The sequence below is a fragment of the uncultured Merdimonas sp. genome (assembly GCF_963929015.1).
Classification (GTDB): domain Bacteria; phylum Bacillota; class Clostridia; order Lachnospirales; family Lachnospiraceae; genus Merdimonas.
The window spans coordinates 569,809-592,704 of the sequence record NZ_CAWVHE010000013.1 but is presented as its reverse complement, the minus strand read 5'-3'; the positions used below and the strand labels follow the sequence as shown (position 1 = coordinate 592,704).

Here is a 22,896-nt window from a genome sequence, read left to right as displayed (position 1 = left end):
TTGAACATACAGAAAACATATGATAATATAACTTCATAAGGATGGAGGTCTGCCAATGAGTGTACAATTATTAGACAAAACAAGAAAAATTAACAAGTTACTCCACAATAACAATTCCAGTAAAGTAGTATTCAATGATATCTGTGCAGTGCTGACAGAAATCCTGGCTTCCAATGTGGTAGTAATCAGTAAAAAGGGAAAGGTGCTTGGCTGCAGCCAGAGCGAAGGCGTCCCGCTGATCCGGGAACTGATCGAACAGAAGGTGGGGACCCATGTGGACGCGATGCTCAATGAGCGTCTCCTTAGCATCCTTTCGACCAAAGAAAATGTGAATCTGGAAACCCTGGGATTTTCACCGGAAGTAGTCAGCGGATACCAGGCCATTATTACGCCCATTGATATCGCCGGAGAACGGCTGGGCACCCTGTTTATCTACAAGGTTCACGAGATTTATGAGATCGACGATATTATTTTAAGTGAATACGGGACAACGGTAGTTGGTCTGGAGATGCTTCGCTCTGTCAATGAGGAGAATGCAGAAGAGAGCAGAAAAGAACACATTGTCCAGTCTGCGATCAGCACATTGTCTTATTCCGAACTGGAAGCGATCATCCATATTTTCGATGAGCTGAACGGGACAGAAGGCATCCTCGTGGCAAGTAAGATTGCCGACCGGGTGGGAATTACCAGATCCGTGATCGTAAATGCTCTTAGAAAATTTGAGAGCGCCGGCGTGATCGAATCCCGCTCCTCCGGTATGAAGGGCACTTATATCAAAGTTGTCAATGATTATGTATTTACAGAGCTGGAACGGATCAAAGAAGAACGCATGAAGAATTAGGAGAGATCGTATGTATGAAAAATGTACGGCCGCTCTTCGTATGGTGCGGGTAATCTTAAAAGACGGATATATGGACGAGTCCACCTATCCATGCAGTGTCGCCAGGTATCTTCCCGGAGATGAATACATATACTTATCTACAGAGGAAGAACTTCATGTATTTTCACTGGACGGCATCTACGAATGCCGCATCGACGGACCGGACGGACCGGTTGCCTGTACGGGAATGCTGATAGAGCGTTACTGGAACGAGATCGGAAATATATTAAAATTCCGGATTCAAAATGGATTTTATAAAAATCTTGTAAACTAAATAAAAGTGTGTTGACAAATCAGAAAGAGAGTGCTATTTTATACCTAGAGTTTTTCAGCACTCTCTTTTAGTGAGTGCTAACAAATAGATTTAATCTAAGGAGGCATACCAGTATGAAATTAGTACCATTAGGCGACAGAGTTGTATTGAAGCAGTTAATCGCAGAAGAGACCACCAAGTCAGGGATCGTGATCCCCGGACAGTCCAAGGAGAAACCGCAGCAGGCAGAAGTGATCGCTGTAGGCCCCGGTGGAACGGTAGATGGAAAAGAAGTAAAGATGAATGTGTCCGTAGGACAGCAGGTCATCTATTCCAAATATTCTGGAACTACAGTTGAGATCGAAGATGAAGAGTATATCATCGTAAAGCAGGATGATATTCTTGCAATCGTAGAATAAAGCAGAATGAAGTTGTAAATATTAAGTCAATTCAATTTAGGAGGCATTCATTATTATGGCAAAGGAAATCAAATACGGCGCAGAAGCAAGAAGCGCGCTGGAAGCAGGAGTAAATAAGCTGGCAGATACCGTAAGAGTTACACTTGGACCCAAGGGACGCAATGTAGTTCTGGATAAATCTTTCGGAGCTCCGCTGATCACTAACGATGGTGTGACCATCGCAAAGGAGATCGAGCTGGAGGACGCATATGAAAATATGGGAGCACAGCTGATCAAGGAAGTTGCTTCCAAGACCAATGATGTGGCCGGAGACGGAACTACAACAGCGACCGTTCTGGCGCAGGCAATGGTACACGAAGGAATGAAGAACCTGGCGGCAGGCGCGAATCCGATCATCCTCCGGAAAGGTATGAAGAAGGCTACAGATAAAGCTGTTGAGGCCATCAAGGAAATGTCCAGCAAAGTAAAGGGCAAAGATCAGATCGCAAAAGTTGCCGCTATTTCCGCAAGTGACGAGGAAGTCGGAAAGATGGTTGCAGACGCTATGGAGAAAGTTTCCAATGACGGCGTGATCACCATTGAAGAGTCCAAGACTATGAAGACAGAGCTGGACCTGGTAGAAGGTATGCAGTTTGACCGTGGATATGTATCCGCATATATGGCAACCGATATGGATAAAATGGAAGCAAACCTGGAGGATCCGTACATCCTGATCACAGACAGAAAAATCTCTAATATCCAGGATATCCTTCCGCTGCTGGAGCAGATCGTTCAGTCCGGCGCAAGACTTCTGATCATCGCAGAGGACATTGAGGGCGAGGCTCTGACCACTCTGATCGTCAACAAGCTGCGCGGAACCTTCAATGTGGTAGCTGTAAAGGCACCTGGATACGGCGACAGAAGAAAAGAAATGCTCAAAGATATCGCCATTCTGACCGGCGGCGAAGTGATTTCTGAAGAACTTGGCCTGGAGCTGAAGGACACCACAATGGATCAGCTTGGCCGTGCAAAATCTGTAAAGGTACAGAAGGAAAACACCGTGATCGTAGACGGACTTGGCGACAAGCAGGCGATCGCAGACCGTGTGGCTCAGATCAAGAATCAGATTGAAGAGACCACTTCTGATTTTGACAGAGAAAAATTACAGGAAAGACTGGCAAAACTGGCCGGCGGCGTAGCTGTGATCCGTGTGGGAGCAGCCACAGAGACAGAGATGAAGGAAGCAAAGCTTCGTATGGAGGACGCCCTTGCAGCAACGAGAGCTGCTGTAGAAGAAGGCATTATCGCAGGCGGTGGATCCGCATATATCCATGCTGCAAAGCAGGTATCTAAAATGGTGGCTGATCTGGAAGGCGACGAAAAGACAGGCGCAAATGTAGTCTTAAAGGCTCTGGAAGCTCCGCTGTACCGCATTGCCGCCAACGCAGGTCTGGAAGGCTCCGTCATCATCAATAAAGTCTATGAGTCAGAGCCGGGTATCGGATTTGACGCATTGACCGAACAGTATGTAGATATGGTAGAATGTGGCATCCTGGATCCTGCAAAGGTTACCAGAAGCGCGCTGCAGAACGCTACCAGCGTGGCGTCCACTCTGCTGACTACAGAATCTGCCGTTGCAAATATCAAAGAAGAAGCGCCGGCTGCACCGGCAGGCGGCGGAATGGGAATGATGTAAGTTCCGGGAAAGCTCCGCTTTACGAAATATGAAATTTTTGAAAACTCCTCGTATGAGGAGTTTTCTTTTTATACTCAAATATGTTACAATAGCAAAAGAGTATATATCAGAGTCTGGAGGATAAAGCAAATGAACGACTACTATACAGAACAACTGGTAAAGAAAAAACCGGATTCCAAAGATATGGCCATAAAAGCCGGCCTGATCCTGCTTACCGTGATCACGGTGCTGATCGTCTTTCTGTTTCCGGTGGGCCTGATCCTGCCGATCCTGGCAATCGTGCTGGATGTGTTTATGTTCCGGAGACTGAACGTAGAGTATGAATATCTGTACGTCAACGGGGATCTGGATATTGACAAGATCATGAACCAGGCGAAGAGAAAGAGAGTTTTTTCTATGAACGTATCTGAACTGGAACTGCTGGCGCCTGTGGATGCGCCGGAGCTGCGCCTTTATCAGAAGGCCAGGACGCTTGATTTCAGTTCCGGGACCGGACAGGCCAGAGAATATGCGCTGATCGTGGCTGAACGAGGAGAACAGAAGAAAATTATTTTCGAGCCCAATGAGACGATCATCGAGGGATTTTTTATGCTGGCGCCCCGGAAAGTGATCAGAAAGTAGTTGACAAATTACGGCAGGATTTGGTATGATTGCCGGTAAATATAAAAAAGTGAATGTTGAAAGAGAGGATGAAGATCATGGGTAAGATTATCGGAGAAGGAATTACATTTGATGATGTTCTTTTGGTGCCGGCTTATTCAGAAGTGATCCCGAATCAGGTGGACCTGTCCACATATCTGACAAAGAAGATCCGACTGAATATCCCGATGATGAGTGCGGGAATGGATACGGTTACGGAACACCGCATGGCGATCGCCATGGCGCGCCAGGGCGGTATCGGCATCATTCACAAGAACATGTCGATCCGGGAGCAGGCAGAAGAAGTAGACAAGGTAAAAAGATCAGAGAACGGGGTAATCACAGATCCATTTTATCTTTCCCCGGAAAACACTCTGGAGGACGCCAACAACCTGATGGCGAAATTCCGCATCTCCGGCGTACCGATCACAGAAGGCAGAAAGCTGGTCGGCATCATCACTAACCGTGATCTGAAGTTTGAAGAAGATTATTCAAAGAAAATCAAAGAAGTCATGACTTCCGAAGGACTGATCACAGCTCCGGAAGGCATTACTCTGGAGGAAGCAAAGAAAATTCTTGCAAAGGCAAGAAAAGAAAAACTTCCGATCGTTGATCAGGACTTTAATCTGAAAGGTCTGATCACGATCAAAGATATAGAAAAGCAGATCAAGTACCCATTGTCTGCAAAAGACGCCCAGGGACGTCTGCTGTGTGGAGCAGCGCTGGGGATTACGGCAAATTGTCTGGAGCGGGCCCAGGAGCTGGTGAACGCAAAGGTAGACGTGGTTGTTATGGATTCTGCTCACGGCCACTCTGCCAATGTGCTGCGGACAGTAGATATGGTGAAGTCCAAATTCCCGGATCTGCAGGTGATCGCGGGAAATGTGGCGACAGGAGCCGGAACCGAGGCTCTGATCAAGGCGGGCGCAGACGCTGTTAAAGTAGGTATCGGGCCGGGATCCATCTGTACGACCCGTGTTATTGCAGGTATCGGCGTACCGCAGATCTCCGCGGTTATGGACGCCTATGAAGTGGCGGACAAGTACGGGATCCCGATCATTGCAGACGGCGGTATCAAGTACTCCGGCGATATGACGAAGGCCATCGCTGCAGGAGCCAATGTATGTATGATGGGAAGCATGTTCGCAGGATGCGACGAGAGCCCGGGAACTTTTGAACTGTACCAGGGAAGAAAATATAAAGTATACCGCGGCATGGGGTCCATTGCTGCTATGGAGAACGGAAGCAAAGACCGTTATTTCCAGACCGATGCCAAAAAACTGGTGCCGGAAGGCGTGGAAGGACGCGTGGCTTACAAGGGTTCTGTGGAAGATACCGTATTCCAGCTGATGGGCGGCTTACGCTCCGGTATGGGTTATTGCGGAACTCCTACGATCGAGGACCTGAAGAAGAACGGCAGGTTTATGAAGATTTCCGCAGCAGCGTTAAGAGAGAGTCATCCTCACGACATTCATATTACAAAAGAAGCGCCGAACTACAGCGTAGACGAATAAAGGATCCAACCCAGACAGTAAACGCCGGGCGCCTGTGCGCCCGGCGTTCATTGACAGAAAATGTAGAAAAAAGGAGAATACCATGAAGGCAACAAATGCAGACCTTTCCTGGCTGGAAAATCCGGAGGTTTTTGAAGTGAACCGGATTCCGGCTCATTCCGACCACATTTTTTATGAAAAGAATGCAGACGACAAGATCACGCTAAAGCAGACGTTAAACGGTACCTGGAGGTTTTCTTATGCGGAGAATCCGTCCATGCGTGCGACAGATTTTTACAGAGAAGATTTTGATATCAGCGGCTTTGGCTATATCCAGGTTCCGGGCCATATCCAGACACAGGGATATGACAGAAATCAGTATATTAATACGATGTATCCGTGGGATGGAGAGGAGTTTCTCCGCCCGCCGATGGTATCCCGCCGCTACAATCCGGTGGGGAGTTATGTGAAATATTTTGATGTGGATCCCGGATGGAAGGACAGGCAGACATTTCTCTCCTTTCAGGGGGTAGAGACGGCGTTCTATGTATGGCTGAACGGCAGATTTCTGGGGTACAGCGAGGACAGCTTTACTCCGGCGGAGTTTGATGTTACCGGATATTTAAAAGAAACAGGAAATAAACTGGCAGTGGAGGTTTACAAAAGAAGCAGCGCAAGCTGGCTGGAAGATCAGGACTTTTTCCGATTCTCCGGTATTTTCCGGGAGGTGTATCTCTATGCCATACCAGAAGTTCATGTGAGGGATCTGTTCGTAAAAGCGGGACTTGATGATTCTTATCAGTCCGGAACCTTAAGTGCGGATCTGGAACTTATGGGAGCGGAGGATGTCTGTGTAACGGCTGACGTCACTTTGCAGGATCTTAGTGGCGAGACGATCTGGGAGACCAGTGTGCCGGGAGCTTCCCGTCTTCATATAGAGGCGGAAGGGTTCCGTGTCAGACCCTGGAGCGCGGAAGAGCCCAATCTCTATGAGCTGGTGATCCGCCTTAGAGACCGGCAGGGAGAAGTGATCGAGACTGTGCCTCAGAAGATCGGGTTCCGCCGGTTTGAGATGAAGGATGGGCTGATGTGTCTGAATGGAAAGAGGATCTTGTTTAAAGGGGTCAACCGCCATGAGTTCAATGCCAGAAGAGGGCGGGCGATCACAGAAGAGGACATGCTGTGGGATATCCGTTTTATGAAGCGCTATAATATCAATGCGGTCCGTACTTCCCATTATCCCAATCAGAGCCTCTGGTATCAGCTTTGCGATGAGTACGGCATCTACCTGATCGATGAGACCAACCTGGAAAGTCACGGTTCCTGGCAGAAACTGGGAGAGGCAGAGCCGTCCTGGAATGTGCCGGGGGATCTTCCCCAGTGGCGGGACGCTGTGGTAGACCGGGCGGCGTCTATGTTTGAGCGGGATAAGAACCATCCGTCGATATTGATCTGGTCCTGTGGAAATGAGTCTTACGCGGGGACCGGTCTGGAGGCGATCTCTGATTATTTCCACCGGATGGATGACACCAGACTGGTGCATTATGAGGGGGTATTCTGGAACCGGAAGTTTGATCATATCAGCGATATGGAGAGCCGGATGTATGCCAAACCTGCAGAGATCGAGGAGTATCTTGCAAAGGATCCGGCCAAGCCGTATATCAGCTGCGAGTATGTCCATTCCATGGGAAATTCTGCCGGCGGACTGAAACTTTACACAGATCTGGAAAAGAAATATGACAAATACCAGGGAGGGTTTATCTGGGATTATATGGATCAGTCGCTGTACCGGATCAATGAGCTGGGAGAGGAAGTCCTGACTTACGGCGGCGATCACGATGAACGGGCTACTGATTACGAATTCTGTACCAATGGCATTGTCTATGCCACCAGAGAGCCTTCACCGAAGGCGCAGGAGGTTAAGGCGCTGTACGGAGATGTGAAGTTGTATGCGGACGACACCGGTGTGCGGATCGTCAATGACAGATTGTTCCGGTCTACTGCGGGTGAGATTTTCCGGGCATCGGTCTGCCAGGAGGGTATCTGTCTTTTTGAGACCTTTTTCCAGGCAGACGTGGCGGCCGGGGAAGAAGCTTTTGTGCCGGTCGCATATCCGGAATTTTCTGCGGATAAGGAGCTGGTGTATGAAGTGGCCATGCAGCTTTCCGAAGAGACGCCCTGGGCGCAAAAGGGATATGAAATCGCGTTCGGCCAGTATGTGCGCCCGGCGGTTCTTGAAGAAGAAGAGGTCATTAGACCACTGGAGATCATACACGGAGACGTCAATATCGGTGTGAGGGGCCCCGGCTTTTCCGCCATGTTCTCCCGCACAGAGGGAGGGATCTCATCTCTTCGCTATGACGGGGTGGAATACATTCCCAGAGCGCCGAAGCTTACCTTCTGGAGAGCGATGACGGACAATGACAGAGGAGCGAAGTTCGGGTTCGACGCAGCGCCCTGGATGACGGCAGGACTGTTCCAGAAACTTACAGGAACCGAAGTAACAGAAGAAAAAGATCAGGTGTGCGTTACCTTTTCCTATCAGCTGCCATCTCCGCTGGATACGACGGCGCATGTATCTTATACCGTGACAGGCGATGGGAAGATCCATGTGGAGGCCAGATACAAGGGAAGAGAAGGCCTGCCTCTGATGCCGGCATTTGGCATGGATATAAAGTTAAAATCACAGTATGATCAGGTAAGATATTACGGATACGGACCGGAAGAAAATTATCGTGACCGGATGGAAGGCGCAAAGCTTGGCGTGTTCTCCTGCCAGGCAAAGGATAATGTGTCCGGTTATCTCTTCCCCCAGGAGTGCGGCAATCATATGGGCGTGCGCTGGGTGGAGGTTACGAGGCAGGACGGGGCAGGACTTCGGTTTTCCTGTGAAGGAGCGCCCTTTGAAAACAGCGTGCTTCCCTACAGCGAATATGAACTGGAGGCGGCCACGCATCTGGAAGAGCTACCGGTTCCCCATTACACGTTTGTGCGGATCCTGGAGGCGCAGATGGGCGTAGGCGGAGACGACAGCTGGGGAGCGCCGGTCCACGAAGAGTATCTGCTCGGGGCAGAACAAGACAGGATTGTAAGGTTTACCATTCAAAAAGCATAGCTTTTCGCAAGAAGAAGCCGAAAGCAAATATGGCATTGACGATACAGAATACACGAAATCATAAGAAAAGGAGCAGGATATTTATGGCAGAGACATTTGGAATAACCCGGAAGGGAGAGAAGGCTTCTCTTTATCTTCTGGAAAACAGACAGGGGATGCAGGCGTATGTGACAGACTTTGGAGCGACCCTGGTCAGGCTTCTGGTACCGGACCGGCAGGGGAACCTACGGGATGTGGTGCTGGGATATGATACGGCAGAAGGGTATGAAAAGGGCAGCGGATACTTTGGCGCTACAGTAGGCCGGGTGGCGAACCGGATCGGGGGAGGAAGTTTTTCCCTGAACGGGCGTATCTATGAACTTACGCCCAATGACAATGGAAAACACACGCTCCACGGAGGCAGAGACTTTTTCGGACAGCGGCTCTGGCAGGTGGAAAGCGCAGACAGCCAGAAGATAGTATTTGTCATTTCCAGTCCGGATGGAGACCAGGGATTTCCGGGAAGCGTAGAGATGAAAGTGACGTATACGCTGAACGATGAAGGAGAACTGAAGATCCATTACCATGGAGTACCGGACCAGGATACGCCGTTAAATTTCACAAATCACAGTTATTTTAACCTGAACGGGCACAGTGCGGGAGATGTGCTGGAGCAGACGGTTGTCCTTGAGGCAGACGGATATACCCGGGCAGACGGGGAGCTGATCCCCACCGGAGAGATCCTGCCCGTAGAGGGGACGCCCATGGATTTCCGGCAGGAAAAGGCCATTGGCAGGGATATTGGAGAATCTTACGAGGCGCTTGTCCTGGCAGGAGGGTATGATCACAACTATGTACTGAACGGCGCCGGTATGCGCCGGGCGGCAAAGATGTGTTCTGCAGAAAGCGGGATCTGTATGGAGGTTTACACAGACCTTCCGGGTATCCAGTTTTACACAGGCAATTTTGTGGACCATGAGGAGGGCAAGGATAAAGCTGTCTATGAGAAGCATCAGGGTGCCTGCTTTGAGACCCAGTATTATCCGGATGCCCTTCATCATGAGAACTTCCCTTCGCCGGTTGTGAAGGCCGGGGAGACCTATGAGACTGTTACGGTTTATCGTTTTTCTGCAAATTCATAAATTCCTAAGGTTCTTTTCAGGAAATCTTTCTCTTTCTGTGATAAGATGAAGGAAAAGCAGTAAGAATGAAGAAGGTTGTACCAATGAGAACCCGGAGAGATCTGGACAGACAGATGTATCTGATCGAAAAAAGAGCGGCAGCACGGAAGAAAAGGCGGAGGATCCGAACTCTCCGCCTGAGCTTCCTGCTGCTTTTTTTGCTGCTTGTGATCGTGGGCGTTCTACGTTTTGCAGGACATTTCTCACATACATATACCGAGCGGACCGGTGATAAGATCGATGCGCTGCGGCCGCCCATGGAGGTGGAGCTTCTGACCGTGAACCCCTATTCCAGACCCGGGACCGCCACGGAAAAGATCCGGGGGATCGTGGTTCATTATACGGCCAATCCGGGGTCAACAGCCCTGGAGAACCGGAATTATTTTGAAAATCTTAAAGACACTCATGAGACCAGGGTGAGCAGCAATTTTGTAGTGGGGATCGAAGGGGAGATCGTGCAGTGTGTCCCCACCTGGGAGGTGGCCTATGCGTCCAATGAACGAAATATCGACACGGTATCCATCGAGTGCTGTCATCCCGACGAGACCGGGCAGTTTACGGACGCTACTTATCGGTCTGTGGTGGAGTTGTGCGCCTGGCTGTGTCTGAAGTTTGATCTGGACGAGGAGGATGTGATCCGTCACTATGATGTGACGGGGAAAGAATGTCCCAGATATTTTGTAGAGAATGAGGATGCCTGGGAAAACTTCCGGGCTGATGTGAAGGAAGCTCTTGCGAAAGATTTGGATTACTGATATGATTGTACAGGTAAATGTAGAGTAAGAGGAGAAATACTTCATGAATGATTTGGAAATGTACCGGGAGCAGCTGGCTCTGTGCGATGACAGGATTATTGACGCCCTGATAGAGCGCAACACCATCGTGGAAAAGATCATGGCTTATAAAGAGGAGTACGGGATGCCGATCTTTCAGCCTCTGCAGGAGAAAAAGCAGGCGGAGCGGCTGGACAGAAAGCTTTTGCACAACAAGTATCAGGAAGAGATCCATGACGTTTTTCGCCAGATCATGAAGAACAGCAAGCGGATCCAGGCGAGGAAACTGTTTGATTGCAACATTGTACTGATTGGTTTTATGGGAGCAGGGAAGACCACGGTATCGGATTACTTAAGCACCATGTTTGCCATGGAGATCGTGGAGATGGATCAGGTGATCGAAGCGCGGGAGGCGATGAGCATACCGGACATCTTTGCCACTTACGGGGAAGAATATTTCAGAGACCGGGAGACGGAGCTTCTGCGGGAGCTGAAGGAACAGAAAAATCTGATCATTTCCTGCGGAGGCGGTACGGCGCTTCGCAGGTGCAATGTAGAAGAGATGAAGAAAAACGGCAGGGTGATCTTACTGACCGCAAGTCCGAAGACGATCTATGACCGGGTGAAAGACAGTGACGACCGTCCCGTCTTAAAGGGCCGAAAGGACATAGAGAGCATTACAAAGCTGATGGAAGAACGCAGAGAAAAATATGAGGCGGCTGCGGATATCGTAGTCCGGACAGATCAAAAATCTGTGCACCAGGTTTGCGAAGAACTGGTGCAGCGGCTGATGGAAATGGAAGAAGAGCATGTTTAAAACATTTTATCCGGACCAGTATCTGGCGTCCACTTATGTGATTGATTTTGAGAAACTTTATAAAGAAGGGTACCGGGGGCTGATCTTTGATATCGACAACACCCTGGTCCCCCACAACGCGCCTGCGGATGAACGGGCCATTGCGCTTTTTGCCAGACTCAAAGCGCTCGGCTACCGGTGCTGTCTGATCTCCAACAATCAGGAGCCCAGGGTGAAGATGTTTAATGAAAAGATCCAGGTGGAGTATATTTATAACGCACACAAACCATCTGTCAGGAATTACATCCGTGCCATGGAGATCATGGGAACCGACCGGAGCAACACCATCTTTATCGGAGATCAGCTTTTTACGGATGTCTGGGGAGCAAAGAGGGCCGGGATCCGCAATATCCTGGTGAAACCACTGCATCCGAAAGAAGAGATTCAGATCGTGCTGAAGCGTTATCTGGAAAAGATCGTGCTGTTCTTTTACAGAAGAGAGGGCGGCAGGCGAAAAAATGGTTGAAAATAGGCGTAATATATTATAGAATGTTAAGAGTGAATAAAAGGTAAAAGTGCCGCAAAGGCATCATTAAGGAGGATTATAGAATGGCAACAAAGTCAGCAGGTGAATTTAGAAACGGCATGACTCTGGAAATCGATGGAAAGGTATGTCAGGTCATGGAATTTATGCATGTAAAACCGGGAAAAGGAGCGGCTTTCGTGCGTGTAAAATTAAAAGACATCATCAACGGCGGCGTGGTTGAGACTACCTTCCGTCCTACCGAGTCTTTCCAGGAGGCATTCATCGAGAGAAAGAAGATGCAGTACCTCTATAACGATGGAGATCTCTTCTATTTTATGGACAATGAAACCTTTGATCAGATCGCTGTAGGCGCAGAGGACGTAGGAGATTCCTTAAAGTTTGTGAAGGAAAATGAAGAAGTAACTGTCAGCCTGTACCAGGAGAAGCCGTTTGCGATCGAACCGCCGCTTACCGTGGAACTGCAGGTGACAGAGACAGAGCCGGGATTCAAGGGGAATACTGCACAGGGAGCGACCAAGCCGGCCATCGTTGAGACCGGAGCGCAGGTAGCGGTTCCGCTGTTTGTGGATCAGGGAGAGATGATCAAGATCGATACCCGTACCGGAGAGTATCTGTCCAGAGTGTAATGTCTGTATATTCCCTTTTGGGAACCTGTATTTTAATCTGAAATCGGAGAGAAAAGCCTTGCATTTTTTGCAGGGCTTTTTTATAATAAATTCATCTATCCTGAAGAGCCGGCATCTATGCCGGCCGTCATACATTCATTTCGGCAGTTCTGCCGATATTTCCACAGAATAAAAACTGCAGCAGGAAAGGAGTATTATGACATATGAAGAATTTGTATTAAGGATACGGGAACAGGTGGCAGAAAGAGTGCCGGGATCCACAACGGTGATCATCCAGAAGGAGACCAAGAATAACGGGACCAGGCGAACCGGTCTTACGCTGAAGGAGCCAGGAGTGAATATAGCGCCGACCATCTTTCTGGAGGAATTTTATCAGAGATTTTCTCTGGGCGTTTCGGAAGAACGGCTGGTGAAAGAAGTGGTGGACCTGTATGGAAAACTTCGGTTTGAACAGCCCTGCGAGGTAGAGTGTCTGAAGCATTTTGCAACGGTAAAAGACCGCATTGTCTACCGCCTGGTGGATCAAAAGGCCAATGAGGAGATGCTGAAGGATCTGCCAAACCGGCCGTTTCTGGATCTGGCAGTGGTCTATTATGTGGTGCTGGAGGCCGGAGAACACGGGATGGCCTCAGTTATGATCCGCAAAGAACACATGGCTGTCTGGGATGTCAGTGAGGAGATGCTTTACCGGTGCGCCTGCAGAAATACCAGGCGGATATTTCCGGAAGAGTTCGCCACGATGCAGGCTGTGATCAGGGATCTTACCGGGCAGCGGGAGGAAAAACCGGAACCGGTGGACGTGATGTATGTGCTGACCAACCAGTTAAGAAGTCATGGGGCGGCGTGCATATTATATGACGGATGTCTGGAGCGGATCGCCAGGGAGCTGTCAGCCGGATTTTTTGTTCTGCCAAGCAGCGTCCATGAAGTAATCATTATACCAGAGGGGAGAGGCTTTTCTTATGAGGGACTAAGCGAGATGGTGAAAGAGATCAACGAGACTCAGGTGGATCCGGAGGAAGTGTTGTCTGACCATGCCTATTTTTACGATATGGTCCGCAGGGAACTGACCTGTTTCTGATTCTGAGAAAGAAAAAGTAAAGGAAATGTGAGATTTGTCGACATCATTTCCTTTACTTTATGAAAAATATGTGTTAATATAACCATGGCTGTTTTGAAAGCCACAGATATGCACCCGTAGCTCAGGGGATAGAGCACCGCCCTCCGGAGGCGGGAGCGGCGGTTCGAATCCGCCCGGGTGTGTACTTTTTTTATCCAATTTTAGCATGTGCCAGGTGTGGAGGTAGTCTTATGGAAAGAAGACAAAAAGGCGGTTTCCCGGCCGGCAGGATCAGGACAGTGGCTGTTATGGCCGGTCTGGTTCTTGTGGTGGGAGCAGCCGGATGGATTCTGACAGAAGATAAGACCCAGAAAGCACAAATGACAAATGCTGTGGTGCAGGACACAAAGAACCCGGGCTGGGAGGCGATGGAGACGAATCCGCTGCTTGCCGGAGAGGTTGGGGAGGTGTCTGCCGCAGTGGAGGATTACTATCGGACCCTTGGCGATGAGACAGGCTTTGTAGAAGATTATGAGAATCTGAAGGTGTACACCAAGCTTGGAAAAGAAAAGGGGACTTATGTAGCATTTGCAAGATACGATATGAGGATCCGTGACGTTTATACACCGGTGCCCGGGCTTGGCACCTTGTATGTCACAGAGAAAAAGGAAGGCGGCTGTCTGGTGGAGCCGGAGGTGGACGACCCGGAGGCGCTGGCGTGTGTAGAGACGCTTGCAGGCCATGAGGATGTTAAAACTTTGTTTCAGGAAACAGAAACGGCATATCAGCAGGCGGTGCAGTCGGATGCCCTCCTTCTGGAGGCCCTGCAGGAACTGCAGGAGACGTATGAGGATTCTTAGAGAGAAATAAGAGGGAAATCAAGGGTCAGCTTGTGGAGCTGACTCTTTTTTCGGCCAGGAGCTGTAAAAAAGCAGGGGCAAAGAAGGAGAAAAAGATGAAAGGTTACAGAAGAGCATTTCAGAAAGCATTTCCATATACCATTCCGGTGCTGACGGGGTATTTGTTTATCGGGATTGCATTTGGCGTTATGTTTGCGGAAAAAGGGTATTCATTTTTGTGGGCCGGCCTGATGAGTCTGCTGGTTTATGCAGGTTCCGGACAGTATCTGGCCGTTCATTTTTTTGTGCCGGGAGTCTCTTTTCTCCAGGTGGTCTTCCTGACTCTGATGGTGAATATCCGCCATATTTTTTATGGGATTTCGCTTCTGGAGACATTTCACAGGATGGGGAAAAAGCGGTGGTATATGATCTTCGGACTGACGGACGAGACCTATTCACTTTTGTGTACGACAAAAATCCCGGAAGATGTGGAGGCAGATCAGTTCTTGTTTGCCGTATCGGTGCTGAACCAGTCTTACTGGGTGATCGGCTCCATGATCGGCGGGATCGCCGGAGGACTGCTGCCGTTTGATTCAGAAGGGATTGATTTTGCCATGACCGCTCTTTTTGTGGTGATCTTCGTAGAACAGTGGATGGAAGCAAAAAACCGGATCCCGGAGCTCATCGGCGTGGCTTCGGCCCTTGTCTGCCTGATTATTTTTGGAGCGGACGGGTTTGTACTTCCGACAATGCTGCTGATCATACTGGTATTGTTCGCGGGGAGAAAGCAACTGGAAGGGAGAGTGGAGAAATCATGCCGTTAAATGCAGCGACCTCATTTCTGATCATCTTACTGATCGCAGCTACTACCTTTGGAACCAGAGTGTTTCCGTTTCTGGTGTTCCCAAAAGGGAAAGAGATCCCGGATGTAGTGAAATATCTGGGAGGAGTGCTGACTCCGGCAGTAATCGGGATGCTGGTAGTTTACTGCCTGCGCTCCACAAAAATACTGGCTGCGCCTTACGGAGCGCCGGAAGCAGCAGCTGTGGCAGTGACAGCCATCCTCCACGTCTGGAAGCGCAACAATCTGTTAAGCATCGGAGCAGGAACGGTATTGTATATGGTGCTGATCCGGGTGATGTAATTGTGAACAGAATGTGAACGGGGACGTAGACCTTTGCAAAAGGTCTACGTCCCCGTTCACATTCTGTTCACAATTTATTTCCGCACAAATTTGGATTTGGGCTGCCGGCAGACCGGGCAGGTATAATCATCCGGCAGGTCTTCAAAGGGAATCTCTCCATCGTAGACGTATCCGCATACACTGCAGACCCATTTTGCCGGGGCGGCTGCCTGTGCTGTATCTTCTTCCGGCAGATAGGTGGGGGCATTTTTGGGACTTTTGCCTTTGATGACGTTGTGATAGTAAGCGTAGGTCATTGCCGGCGCCGGGGAGAGGACGTCGCCGTCTGTCACTTCTCCTAAAAATACGGTGTGGCTGGAGGTCTCCATTTTGTCGATGACCCGGCAGACGATATAGCCGCAGCAGTCGTTAAGGACAGGCATGCCGTCCCGGATACTGTGGGATACGCCGTCAAATTTATTCGCGGTTTTTCCGGACTGGAATCCGAAGGTGCCGATCAGTCCGGGATCTGAAGATTCGGACAGGATGGACACGGCGAATGTTCCGGTTTTTGCGATGCAGGCATTGGTATAGTTGTCATGGTTCATGCTGATGGCGACAGTGGCCGGATCGGATGTGATCTGCATGACGCTGTTGGCGGTACAGCCGACAGGCCTTTCTTCGTCCAGTGTGGATACGACATAGACTCCATAGGACAGATTTCGGAATACTTTTTTGTTCATAAGGCACCTCCTGTTTCAGATGATCGTGCTAAAGATTTAATAATAGTAATTGTTACTAAAATAATACCATAAATAGGAGGTGTTTGCAAGGAAAGATTCCGGAATCTGGGAGCAGATTTCAGAGAAGAGTTTGAAGATGTGGTTGTTGCGGGCAGGGGCTTGTGATAAAATAACTAGGTAAGTGTAATTTGGGAAGGAAGGAATTCTATGAAGAAGATAATAGATTTGATCGGAAAGGAACTGGAAGAAGGATTTGTTCAGGCGGGTTATGATGCTTCTTATGGGAAGGCGGCGCTGTCTGACCGGCCTGATCTTTGTGAATATCAGTGCAACGGAGCGCTGGCGGGAGCGAAGGCTTACAAAAAGGCGCCGTTTATGATTGCAGAGGACGTGGCGAAGGTGCTGGAAAATCGCTCCTGCTTTGAGGAAGTAACTGTGGTAAAGCCTGGATTTATCAATCTGCGGCTTCATAAAACTTATGTCGCAGATTATCTGAACCAGATGAATCAGGATCAGGAGCTGGGGCTTTCCAGGACAGAACATCCACAGATGATCCTGATGGACTACGGCGGCCCCAATGTGGCGAAGCCTCTCCATGTGGGGCATCTTAGGTCTGCCATTATAGGAGAAAGCGTGAAAAGGATCGCAAGGAAAATGGGGCACAAGGTGCTGGGAGATATCCACCTGGGAGACTGGGGATATCAGATGGGACTGATCATTACAGAATTAAAGGAACGTCAGCCGGACCTGCCTTATTTTCAGAAAGATTTTGCAGGAGAATATCCGAAGGAGGCGCCATTTACCATTGCAGAACTGGAGGAAATCTATCCTACCGCCAGCCAGAAGGCAAAAGAAGATGAGGCGTACCGGGAGTCGGCCCTTCAGGCCACCTATCTTCTGCAGAACGGCCACCGGGGATACCGGGCTGTCTGGAACCATATTATGCAGGTGTCTGTCAGCGATCTGAAGAAAAATTATGCAAATCTTCATGTGGAGTTTGATCTGTGGAAGGGTGAGTCTGACGCGCAGGCCTATATCCCGGATATGATCATGCGTCTGAAAGAAGATGGTTATGCCCATGAGGATCAGGGCGCGCTGGTGATCGATGTGCAGGAGGAGTCTGACACCAAGGAGATCCCGCCCTGTATGATCCAGAAGTCGGACGGAGCCTCTCTTTACGGCACCACGGATCTGGCCACACTGGTACAGAGAGTCCAGGATTACAGGCCGGATCAGATCATTTATGTGGTAGATAAACGTCAGGAGCTGCATTTTGTGCAGGTGTTCCGGGCAGCAAGAAAAACCGGGATCGTGCCGGAAGATACGAAGCTGACTTTCCTTGGGTTTGGCACGATGAACGGAAAAGACGGCAAGCCCTTTAAGACCAGAGAAGGCGGCGTAATGCGCCTGGAAAATCTGATCGCCGAGATCCGGGGAGAAATGTTGAAAAAGATCATGGACAACCGCACGGTAGAGGAGGAAGAAGCACGGGAAACCGCAGGGATCGTAGGCCTTTCGGCCATCAAATACGGCGATCTTTCTAACCAGGCTTCCAAAGACTATGTATTTGACGTAGACCGGTTCACTTCTTTTGAAGGGAACACCGGGCCTTACATCCTGTATACCATCGTCCGGATCAAGTCTATCCTGAATAAGTATCAGGAAGAAGGAAATTCCCTGGACGATCTGGAAATCCTTCCTGCGGACAGCGACTGTGAAAAGGCTCTGATGCTGGAAGCGCTGAAGTACAATGAGATCATGGAGACAGCATACGAAGAACTGGCGCCTCATAAGATCTGCGCTTATGTCTATGACCTTGCCAATGCCTTTAACAGGTTCTACCATGAGACAAAGATCCTGTCAGAAGAAGACGAAGGAAAGAAGAAGAGTTACCTTGGGCTTCTTCTGGTCACCAGGCGGGTACTGGAAGCATGTATCGATGTGCTGGGATTTGAAGCGCCAGAGAGGATGTAAAGAAATATGAGAACAGAAAAATTATATTATCAGGACAGTCACAGAAGCACCTTTGAAGCAAAGGTGCTTTCCTGTGAGCAGGAAAAAGACGGATACCGGATCGTGCTGGACCGGACGGTGTTCTTTCCGGAAGGAGGAGGCCAGTATGCAGATCCCGGATTTCTGGATCAGGTGGAAGTAACGGACGTGCATGAAAAGGACGGGGTGGTATATCATTATACCAGAGAGCCGCTGGAGCCGGGGCAGGAAGTAAAGGGAAGGATCCTGTGGGACGTGCGGTTTGAGCGGATGCAGCAACACACGGGAGAACACATTGTCTCCGGGCTGGTACATCAGAAATTTGGGTATGATAATGTGGGGTTTCATCTTGGGGAAGATTATTGCACCATGGATTTTAACGGCCCCATCACAAGAGAAGAGTTAAAACAGATCGAGCGGATGGCCAACAAAGCGGTATTTCAGGATCTGGATGTGATCTCGTCTTTTCCGTCTGAAGAGGAGCGAAGCCAGATGGAGTACCGCAGCAAAATAGAATTGACCGGACCGGTGCAGATCATCACCATTCCCGGATACGACGTGTGTGCCTGCTGTGCTCCGCATATGAAGAAAACCGGTGAGATCGGGCTGATCAAACTGGTCCATATGGATCATTACAAAGGTGGAGAGCGGATCACAATGCTGGCAGGGATCCGGGCTCTTCGGGATTACGAAGAAAAAGAGAAGAATGTCAAAGAAATCTCCGCTCTGTTGTGTGCAAAGGAAAGAGAGACTGCAGAGGCGGTGTCTCGCCTGAAAGAGGAGCACAAAGAACAGAAAGAGAGACTGGCTTCTCTGCAGCAAAAGCTTTTGCGTTATCAGGCGGATGAAATCCAGGTGGAGGAACATACGCTGGTTTTTGACAGCGGACTTTCCGGAAACGGTCCAAGGGAGCTGATGAACCTTCTTCTGAACCGGGGAGCAAAAATCGCCCTGGTATTTGCAGGAAATGACACGGAAGGCTATCGCTATGTGATCGGCAGCCGCAGCGAGGATGTGCGTCCTGTCGGGAAAATGCTGAATCAGGCATTTAACGGAAGAGGCGGCGGAAAAAAAGAGATGATACAGGGATCGCTTACAGGAACAGAAGCCGCGATCCGTCACACTCTGGGATCATAAACAGGAATTCATGATTTTCTTATTCTTTCATCACACATTTAACACAATTTCAAGGTACACTACAGTCATAGAAATGAAATGAACCAATGAAAGGAGAAATCAATAATGGATAACCAATATAACTATTATGATCCGGAACAGAATACGGATTCTTACAATTATCAGAATACAGGAGACAATCAATTCCACTCTGGCGGACCGGAGCAGGCGCCCCATCAAAGACCGCGCAAAAAAACGCCGGCCTGGGTAAAGGCCGTGTGCTGCGGCCTGGCATTTGGCCTGGTGGCGGGAGCATCGTTCCAGGCGGTCAATGTGGTCGGAAATAAGCTTTTTGGCACAGAAGAAAAGACACAGGGGTCTGTGAAGCAGACGTCCACTTCCAGTGATACAAAGCTTACCACTTCTTCCGGAAGCACGGTTTCGGCCAATATTGCAGAGATCTCTGAAAACGCCATGCCGTCTATCGTTTCGATCACCAACATGAGCGTGGAAGAAGTACAGAGTTTCTTTGGCGGGATCCAGGAGCGGCAGAGTGAAAGCGCCGGATCCGGGATTATCATCGGCCAGAATGATTCGGAGCTTCTGATCGCCACGAATAACCATGTGGTGGAGGGAAATGACACCCTGACAGTTACTTTTATTGATGAAGAGAGCGTAGAGGCAAATGTTAAGGGAACCAACGCGGCACAGGATCTGGCAGTGGTTGCGGTAAATCTTGACGACATCAAAGAATCCACAATGGATCAGATCGCGGTTGCCACTATGGGTGATTCGGATAAACTGAAGGTCGGAGAGCCGGCGATTGCCATCGGAAATGCTCTGGGATACGGGCAGTCTGTAACTACCGGGATTATTTCTGCAAAAGAGCGTACCATGGAGGGCCATGAGGGGAATCTTCTCCAGACAGATGCGGCCATCAATCCGGGAAACAGCGGCGGAGCGCTCCTGAACGCCAACGGGGAAGTGATCGGGATCAATACCGCAAAAGTGGCGGCTGATACCGTAGAAGGCATGGGCTATGCCATCCCGATTTCTGATGCCAGCGAAACCATTACTAATCTGATGAATCAGGAAACCAGGACAAAAGTGCCTGCAGATGAACAGGGGTATATCGGAATCTTAAGCGAAGCGGATGTCAGCGCAGATCTGGCAGAAATGTATAACATGCCTACCGGCGTCTATGTGTCCGAGGTGGTCAAAGGCGGAGGAGCAGACAAAGCCGGGATTGAAGAAGGATCCATTATCACAGCCATTAACGGGACCAGTGTGGACGGTATGCAGACCCTGCAGGAACAGCTTCAGTATTACCGGGTCGGAGAGACCGTGACTCTCACTGTGGCTGCTCCGGGCGACGGAGGGAAATACAAGACAACGGATGTAGAAGTGACATTGGGAGAAAGCGCAGAATAAGGGACGCTTATCACAAAATAAGAAATACTAATCGCGCTTATTGATAAAACGCCTTGACATTTTTTTAACAAAAGATTATAATCTTCTGTACCGCAAAAAAAATATGTATTGCTCAAAAAGGTTGATCAAGGGAGGTTTTTTCATGAGCGCAGCAACAATTCTACTGGTAATTATGTGGCTCTTTGCGGCAGTATTCTTTGTGGTGCTGGTAAAAGATGTTCTGGCACACAAAGAGGAGCTGGATAAGAGCAAAATGGGGTACAATGTAATCGTCAGTATGGTGGCAAACTTTTTTGATACGCTGGGGATCGGAAGTTATGCCATCGCAACTTCCGCATGGAAGTTTAACAAAGCGATCAAGGATGATCTGATTCCGGGAACACTGAACGTGGCGTTTGGTATTCCGATCTGTGTGGAGGCGACCATCACCATGACCAGGATTGAGATGGACTCTGTAACACTGGTGCTGATGATCGCGGCGGCAATTGTGGGATCAGTCATTGGTGCGAAGATCATTTCCCGGATGGATATCATGAAGATCCGTGTCGTTATGGGTGTAGCGCTTCTTCTTGTAGCAGCTATCACCCTGTGCAAGATCAATGGTGTGGGGCCATTTGGCATCCTGGGGACGGCAAGAGGACTGTCCGGAGGACTTCTGGCAGCCGGCGTGATCGCCAACTTTATCCTGGGGATTCTGATGACGGCCGGCATCGGTCTTTACGCGCCCTGTATGGCGGTCGTGCTTCTGCTTGGCATGAGCGCGGATGTGGCGTTCCCGGTTATGATGGGATCTTGCGCCTATCTTTGCCCGGCCTGCGGTATTACATTTATTAAAGAAGGAAAATACAACCGGGCTTCTACGATCCCTATGATCATCAGTGGATCCATCGGTGTACTGATTGCCGGATTTATTGTAACCAGTCTGCCGCTGACCATTCTGACTTATCTGGTATGTGTAGTCATGGTCATCTGTGCAGTAATGTTCTTCAACGACGCAAGAAAAAAGACAAAATAAAAGAAAAATCTTAAAAATATAAAGAAAATTTTGAATTTTCTCGTCGGATGTAGTATAATCTTTCATATATTACGAAACGAGGAGGGACACATTCTGATGAAATGTCCAATTTGCGGTCAGGAATTACGGCCGAGTAAAAAAGATCCAAACTATTTTCTTTGCTATGAGTGCAAAAAGAAATTTAAAGTTCCCCAGAGCTCAAAGGCTGCGGCGGAAAGCTCGTCTGTAAAGAAGAAAAAACATACAGAAGAAAAGGAACAGACTTATTCTAATATCCCGCCGAAGCATGTGCGTAAAAAACGCGAGACCGAGATGCGGAAAGCCTATGATGAGATGCTTGCGGTAGAAGAGGGCAAGAAGGGGAAAAAGAAAAAGACCCGGCAAAAAGAAGAGCTGGATGATGAGCTGTTTGACGATCTTGAAGAAGAGGAAAAAATGTCCAAGGCGCCGATCATCGTCCTGGCCATCGCTATCATTGTGGTGGCTGCACTGATCGCATATATGCTGTTTTTCCGGTAATATAGTTGGAGAATAAAAGAAAAAAGGAGACCGATGCCTGAAAAGGCGCCGGTCTCTTCTTTTTGTGAAAGTGGTCTATTTGTCTTTCTTGTCAAATTCCGGGTTATACATATAGAAATTTCTGTTGTCCAGATGTTCCTGAACGATCCGTAAGCTTTCACCGAATCTCTGGTAGTGGACGATTTCCCGTTCTCTTAGGAAACGGATAGGATCGCAGATCTCCGGATCTTTGATCAGCCGTAAGATGTTGTCATAAGTGGTACGTGCTTTTTGCTCGGCGGCCATATCCTCGCTTAAGTCAGTGATGGGATCGCCTTTGGACTGGAAGTAAGTGGCCGTCCAGGGAGTGCCGGCGGCTGCCTGGGGCCAGAGAGCCAGCGTGTGGTCCACATAGTATTTGTCAAAGCCATATTTTTCGATTTCTTCCGGAGTCAGATCCCTGGTCAGCTGATAGACGATGGCGCAGATCATTTCCATATGCGCCAGTTCTTCGGTGCCGATATCTGTCAGTGTGCTTGTGACTTCTTTGTAGGGCATGGTATACCGCTGAGAGAGATAGCGCATCGAAGCGGCCAGCTCTCCGTCCGGCCCGCCGAACTGGGAAATGATGATTTGGGCCATTTTCGGATTGGTGCGGGTGATTTTCACCGGGTACTGCAGTCTTTTCTCATAATTCCACATA

The 22,896-nt window shown here is 49.2% G+C and carries 23 protein-coding genes and 1 tRNA gene; 22 read left to right on the top strand and 2 right to left on the bottom strand.

Annotated elements, in window-relative coordinates; all coding sequences use genetic code 11:
• The first annotated feature begins 55 nt into the window (after nucleotides 1–55).
• The 17 genes from codY (at nucleotide 56) to ABGT54_RS09835 (ending at nucleotide 15,419) form a co-directional block, all read left to right on the top strand.
• Nucleotides 56–841, top strand: a complete 786-nt coding sequence (gene codY, locus ABGT54_RS09915) for a GTP-sensing pleiotropic transcriptional regulator CodY (RefSeq protein WP_346663937.1) — start codon at nucleotides 56–58, stop codon at nucleotides 839–841.
• 10 nt (nucleotides 842–851) lie between these two features.
• Nucleotides 852–1,154, top strand: coding sequence for a hypothetical protein (locus ABGT54_RS09910; RefSeq protein WP_346663936.1), 303 nt, complete (start codon nucleotides 852–854; stop codon nucleotides 1,152–1,154).
• 113 nt (nucleotides 1,155–1,267) lie between these two features.
• Nucleotides 1,268–1,552, top strand: coding sequence for a co-chaperone GroES (locus tag ABGT54_RS09905; protein ID WP_346663935.1), 285 nt, complete (start codon nucleotides 1,268–1,270; stop codon nucleotides 1,550–1,552).
• 55 nt (nucleotides 1,553–1,607) lie between these two features.
• Nucleotides 1,608–3,227, top strand: coding sequence for a chaperonin GroEL (gene groL, locus ABGT54_RS09900; protein WP_346663934.1), 1,620 nt, complete (start codon nucleotides 1,608–1,610; stop codon nucleotides 3,225–3,227).
• Between the two features lie 129 nt (nucleotides 3,228–3,356).
• Nucleotides 3,357–3,848: a DUF6106 family protein gene (locus ABGT54_RS09895; RefSeq protein WP_346663933.1), complete on the top strand. Its 492-nt coding sequence runs from the start codon at nucleotides 3,357–3,359 to the stop codon at nucleotides 3,846–3,848.
• Between the two features lie 77 nt (nucleotides 3,849–3,925).
• Nucleotides 3,926–5,380 (top strand): IMP dehydrogenase, encoded by a 1,455-nt coding sequence (gene guaB / locus ABGT54_RS09890; protein ID WP_346663932.1) that lies wholly within the window; start codon nucleotides 3,926–3,928, stop codon nucleotides 5,378–5,380.
• Between the two features lie 82 nt (nucleotides 5,381–5,462).
• Entirely contained in the window at nucleotides 5,463–8,474 is a 3,012-nt protein-coding gene (locus ABGT54_RS09885; protein ID WP_346663931.1) for a glycoside hydrolase family 2 TIM barrel-domain containing protein, read from the top strand.
• 83 nt (nucleotides 8,475–8,557) lie between these two features.
• Nucleotides 8,558–9,595 carry an aldose epimerase family protein gene (locus ABGT54_RS09880; RefSeq protein WP_346663930.1) on the top strand — a complete coding sequence of 346 codons (1,038 nt, stop codon included), beginning with the start codon at nucleotides 8,558–8,560 and terminating at the stop codon, nucleotides 9,593–9,595.
• 83 nt (nucleotides 9,596–9,678) lie between these two features.
• Complete coding sequence (locus tag ABGT54_RS09875; RefSeq protein ID WP_346663929.1) at nucleotides 9,679–10,389, top strand: peptidoglycan recognition family protein; 711 nt, start codon at nucleotides 9,679–9,681, stop codon at nucleotides 10,387–10,389.
• Nucleotides 10,390–10,432: 43 nt separating this feature from the next.
• A complete protein-coding gene (locus ABGT54_RS09870) occupies nucleotides 10,433–11,224 on the top strand; it encodes a shikimate kinase (protein ID WP_346663928.1) in 792 nt (263 codons plus the stop codon).
• Nucleotides 11,217–11,729, top strand: coding sequence for a YqeG family HAD IIIA-type phosphatase (locus ABGT54_RS09865; RefSeq protein ID WP_346663927.1), 513 nt, complete (start codon nucleotides 11,217–11,219; stop codon nucleotides 11,727–11,729). The genes ABGT54_RS09870 and ABGT54_RS09865 overlap by 8 nt, the downstream gene beginning before the upstream one ends.
• A gap of 83 nt (nucleotides 11,730–11,812) precedes the next feature.
• Nucleotides 11,813–12,376 (top strand): elongation factor P, encoded by a 564-nt coding sequence (efp, locus tag ABGT54_RS09860; RefSeq protein WP_346663926.1) that lies wholly within the window; start codon nucleotides 11,813–11,815, stop codon nucleotides 12,374–12,376.
• A gap of 196 nt (nucleotides 12,377–12,572) precedes the next feature.
• A complete protein-coding gene (locus ABGT54_RS09855; RefSeq protein WP_346663925.1) occupies nucleotides 12,573–13,457 on the top strand; it encodes a DUF5688 family protein in 885 nt (294 codons plus the stop codon).
• Nucleotides 13,458–13,567: 110 nt separating this feature from the next.
• Nucleotides 13,568–13,639, top strand: a tRNA-Arg gene (locus ABGT54_RS09850).
• Between the two features lie 48 nt (nucleotides 13,640–13,687).
• Nucleotides 13,688–14,296, top strand: a complete 609-nt coding sequence (locus ABGT54_RS09845; protein WP_346663924.1) for a hypothetical protein — start codon at nucleotides 13,688–13,690, stop codon at nucleotides 14,294–14,296.
• 95 nt (nucleotides 14,297–14,391) lie between these two features.
• Nucleotides 14,392–15,099 (top strand): AzlC family ABC transporter permease, encoded by a 708-nt coding sequence (locus ABGT54_RS09840; protein ID WP_346663923.1) that lies wholly within the window; start codon nucleotides 14,392–14,394, stop codon nucleotides 15,097–15,099.
• The gene (locus ABGT54_RS09835) at nucleotides 15,090–15,419 is read left to right on the top strand and encodes an AzlD domain-containing protein (protein WP_346663922.1); all 330 of its coding nucleotides are present in this window, start codon (nucleotides 15,090–15,092) and stop codon (nucleotides 15,417–15,419) included. The genes ABGT54_RS09840 and ABGT54_RS09835 overlap by 10 nt, the downstream gene beginning before the upstream one ends.
• Nucleotides 15,420–15,493: 74 nt before the next feature.
• On the opposite strand, the gene ABGT54_RS09830 is transcribed toward ABGT54_RS09835, so the two are convergent.
• On the bottom strand, nucleotides 15,494–16,141 hold the full coding sequence (locus tag ABGT54_RS09830; RefSeq protein ID WP_346663921.1) for a flavin reductase: 648 nt from the start codon (nucleotides 16,139–16,141) through the stop codon (nucleotides 15,494–15,496).
• A gap of 207 nt (nucleotides 16,142–16,348) precedes the next feature.
• Between ABGT54_RS09830 and argS the strand changes: the two genes are divergently transcribed.
• The 5 genes from argS to ABGT54_RS09805 all read left to right on the top strand — a co-directional run bounded on the left by argS (nucleotide 16,349) and on the right by ABGT54_RS09805 (nucleotide 22,214).
• Nucleotides 16,349–18,115, top strand: coding sequence for an arginine--tRNA ligase (gene argS / locus ABGT54_RS09825; RefSeq protein ID WP_346663920.1), 1,767 nt, complete (start codon nucleotides 16,349–16,351; stop codon nucleotides 18,113–18,115).
• A 6-nt stretch (nucleotides 18,116–18,121) separates the two neighbouring features.
• On the top strand, nucleotides 18,122–19,270 hold the full coding sequence (locus tag ABGT54_RS09820) for an alanine--tRNA ligase-related protein (RefSeq protein ID WP_346663919.1): 1,149 nt from the start codon (nucleotides 18,122–18,124) through the stop codon (nucleotides 19,268–19,270).
• A gap of 105 nt (nucleotides 19,271–19,375) precedes the next feature.
• Nucleotides 19,376–20,680, top strand: a complete 1,305-nt coding sequence (locus ABGT54_RS09815; protein WP_346663918.1) for a trypsin-like peptidase domain-containing protein — start codon at nucleotides 19,376–19,378, stop codon at nucleotides 20,678–20,680.
• Nucleotides 20,681–20,822: 142 nt separating this feature from the next.
• The gene (locus ABGT54_RS09810) at nucleotides 20,823–21,695 is read left to right on the top strand and encodes a sulfite exporter TauE/SafE family protein (RefSeq protein WP_346663917.1); all 873 of its coding nucleotides are present in this window, start codon (nucleotides 20,823–20,825) and stop codon (nucleotides 21,693–21,695) included.
• A gap of 96 nt (nucleotides 21,696–21,791) precedes the next feature.
• Nucleotides 21,792–22,214: a hypothetical protein gene (locus ABGT54_RS09805; protein ID WP_346663916.1), complete on the top strand. Its 423-nt coding sequence runs from the start codon at nucleotides 21,792–21,794 to the stop codon at nucleotides 22,212–22,214.
• Nucleotides 22,215–22,289: 75 nt separating this feature from the next.
• Here ABGT54_RS09805 and ABGT54_RS09800 read toward each other — a convergent pair whose 3' ends face one another.
• On the bottom strand, nucleotides 22,290–22,895 hold the full coding sequence (locus ABGT54_RS09800; RefSeq protein ID WP_346663915.1) for a manganese catalase family protein: 606 nt from the start codon (nucleotides 22,893–22,895) through the stop codon (nucleotides 22,290–22,292).
• Between the last annotated feature and the right edge of the window lies 1 nt (nucleotide 22,896).

Coding starts and splice junctions, on each gene's coding strand:
- codY (WP_346663937.1), top strand. CDS start 56: ATGAGTGTACAATTATTAGACAAAACAAGAAAAATTAACAAGTTACTC.
- ABGT54_RS09910 (WP_346663936.1), top strand. CDS start 852: ATGTATGAAAAATGTACGGCCGCTCTTCGTATGGTGCGGGTAATCTTA.
- ABGT54_RS09905 (WP_346663935.1), top strand. CDS start 1,268: ATGAAATTAGTACCATTAGGCGACAGAGTTGTATTGAAGCAGTTAATC.
- groL (WP_346663934.1), top strand. CDS start 1,608: ATGGCAAAGGAAATCAAATACGGCGCAGAAGCAAGAAGCGCGCTGGAA.
- ABGT54_RS09895 (WP_346663933.1), top strand. CDS start 3,357: ATGAACGACTACTATACAGAACAACTGGTAAAGAAAAAACCGGATTCC.
- guaB (WP_346663932.1), top strand. CDS start 3,926: ATGGGTAAGATTATCGGAGAAGGAATTACATTTGATGATGTTCTTTTG.
- ABGT54_RS09885 (WP_346663931.1), top strand. CDS start 5,463: ATGAAGGCAACAAATGCAGACCTTTCCTGGCTGGAAAATCCGGAGGTT.
- ABGT54_RS09880 (WP_346663930.1), top strand. CDS start 8,558: ATGGCAGAGACATTTGGAATAACCCGGAAGGGAGAGAAGGCTTCTCTT.
- ABGT54_RS09875 (WP_346663929.1), top strand. CDS start 9,679: ATGAGAACCCGGAGAGATCTGGACAGACAGATGTATCTGATCGAAAAA.
- ABGT54_RS09870 (WP_346663928.1), top strand. CDS start 10,433: ATGAATGATTTGGAAATGTACCGGGAGCAGCTGGCTCTGTGCGATGAC.
- ABGT54_RS09865 (WP_346663927.1), top strand. CDS start 11,217: ATGTTTAAAACATTTTATCCGGACCAGTATCTGGCGTCCACTTATGTG.
- efp (WP_346663926.1), top strand. CDS start 11,813: ATGGCAACAAAGTCAGCAGGTGAATTTAGAAACGGCATGACTCTGGAA.
- ABGT54_RS09855 (WP_346663925.1), top strand. CDS start 12,573: ATGACATATGAAGAATTTGTATTAAGGATACGGGAACAGGTGGCAGAA.
- ABGT54_RS09845 (WP_346663924.1), top strand. CDS start 13,688: ATGGAAAGAAGACAAAAAGGCGGTTTCCCGGCCGGCAGGATCAGGACA.
- ABGT54_RS09840 (WP_346663923.1), top strand. CDS start 14,392: ATGAAAGGTTACAGAAGAGCATTTCAGAAAGCATTTCCATATACCATT.
- ABGT54_RS09835 (WP_346663922.1), top strand. CDS start 15,090: ATGCCGTTAAATGCAGCGACCTCATTTCTGATCATCTTACTGATCGCA.
- ABGT54_RS09830 (WP_346663921.1), bottom strand. CDS start 16,141: ATGAACAAAAAAGTATTCCGAAATCTGTCCTATGGAGTCTATGTCGTA.
- argS (WP_346663920.1), top strand. CDS start 16,349: ATGAAGAAGATAATAGATTTGATCGGAAAGGAACTGGAAGAAGGATTT.
- ABGT54_RS09820 (WP_346663919.1), top strand. CDS start 18,122: ATGAGAACAGAAAAATTATATTATCAGGACAGTCACAGAAGCACCTTT.
- ABGT54_RS09815 (WP_346663918.1), top strand. CDS start 19,376: ATGGATAACCAATATAACTATTATGATCCGGAACAGAATACGGATTCT.
- ABGT54_RS09810 (WP_346663917.1), top strand. CDS start 20,823: ATGAGCGCAGCAACAATTCTACTGGTAATTATGTGGCTCTTTGCGGCA.
- ABGT54_RS09805 (WP_346663916.1), top strand. CDS start 21,792: ATGAAATGTCCAATTTGCGGTCAGGAATTACGGCCGAGTAAAAAAGAT.
- ABGT54_RS09800 (WP_346663915.1), bottom strand. CDS start 22,895: ATGTGGAATTATGAGAAAAGACTGCAGTACCCGGTGAAAATCACCCGC.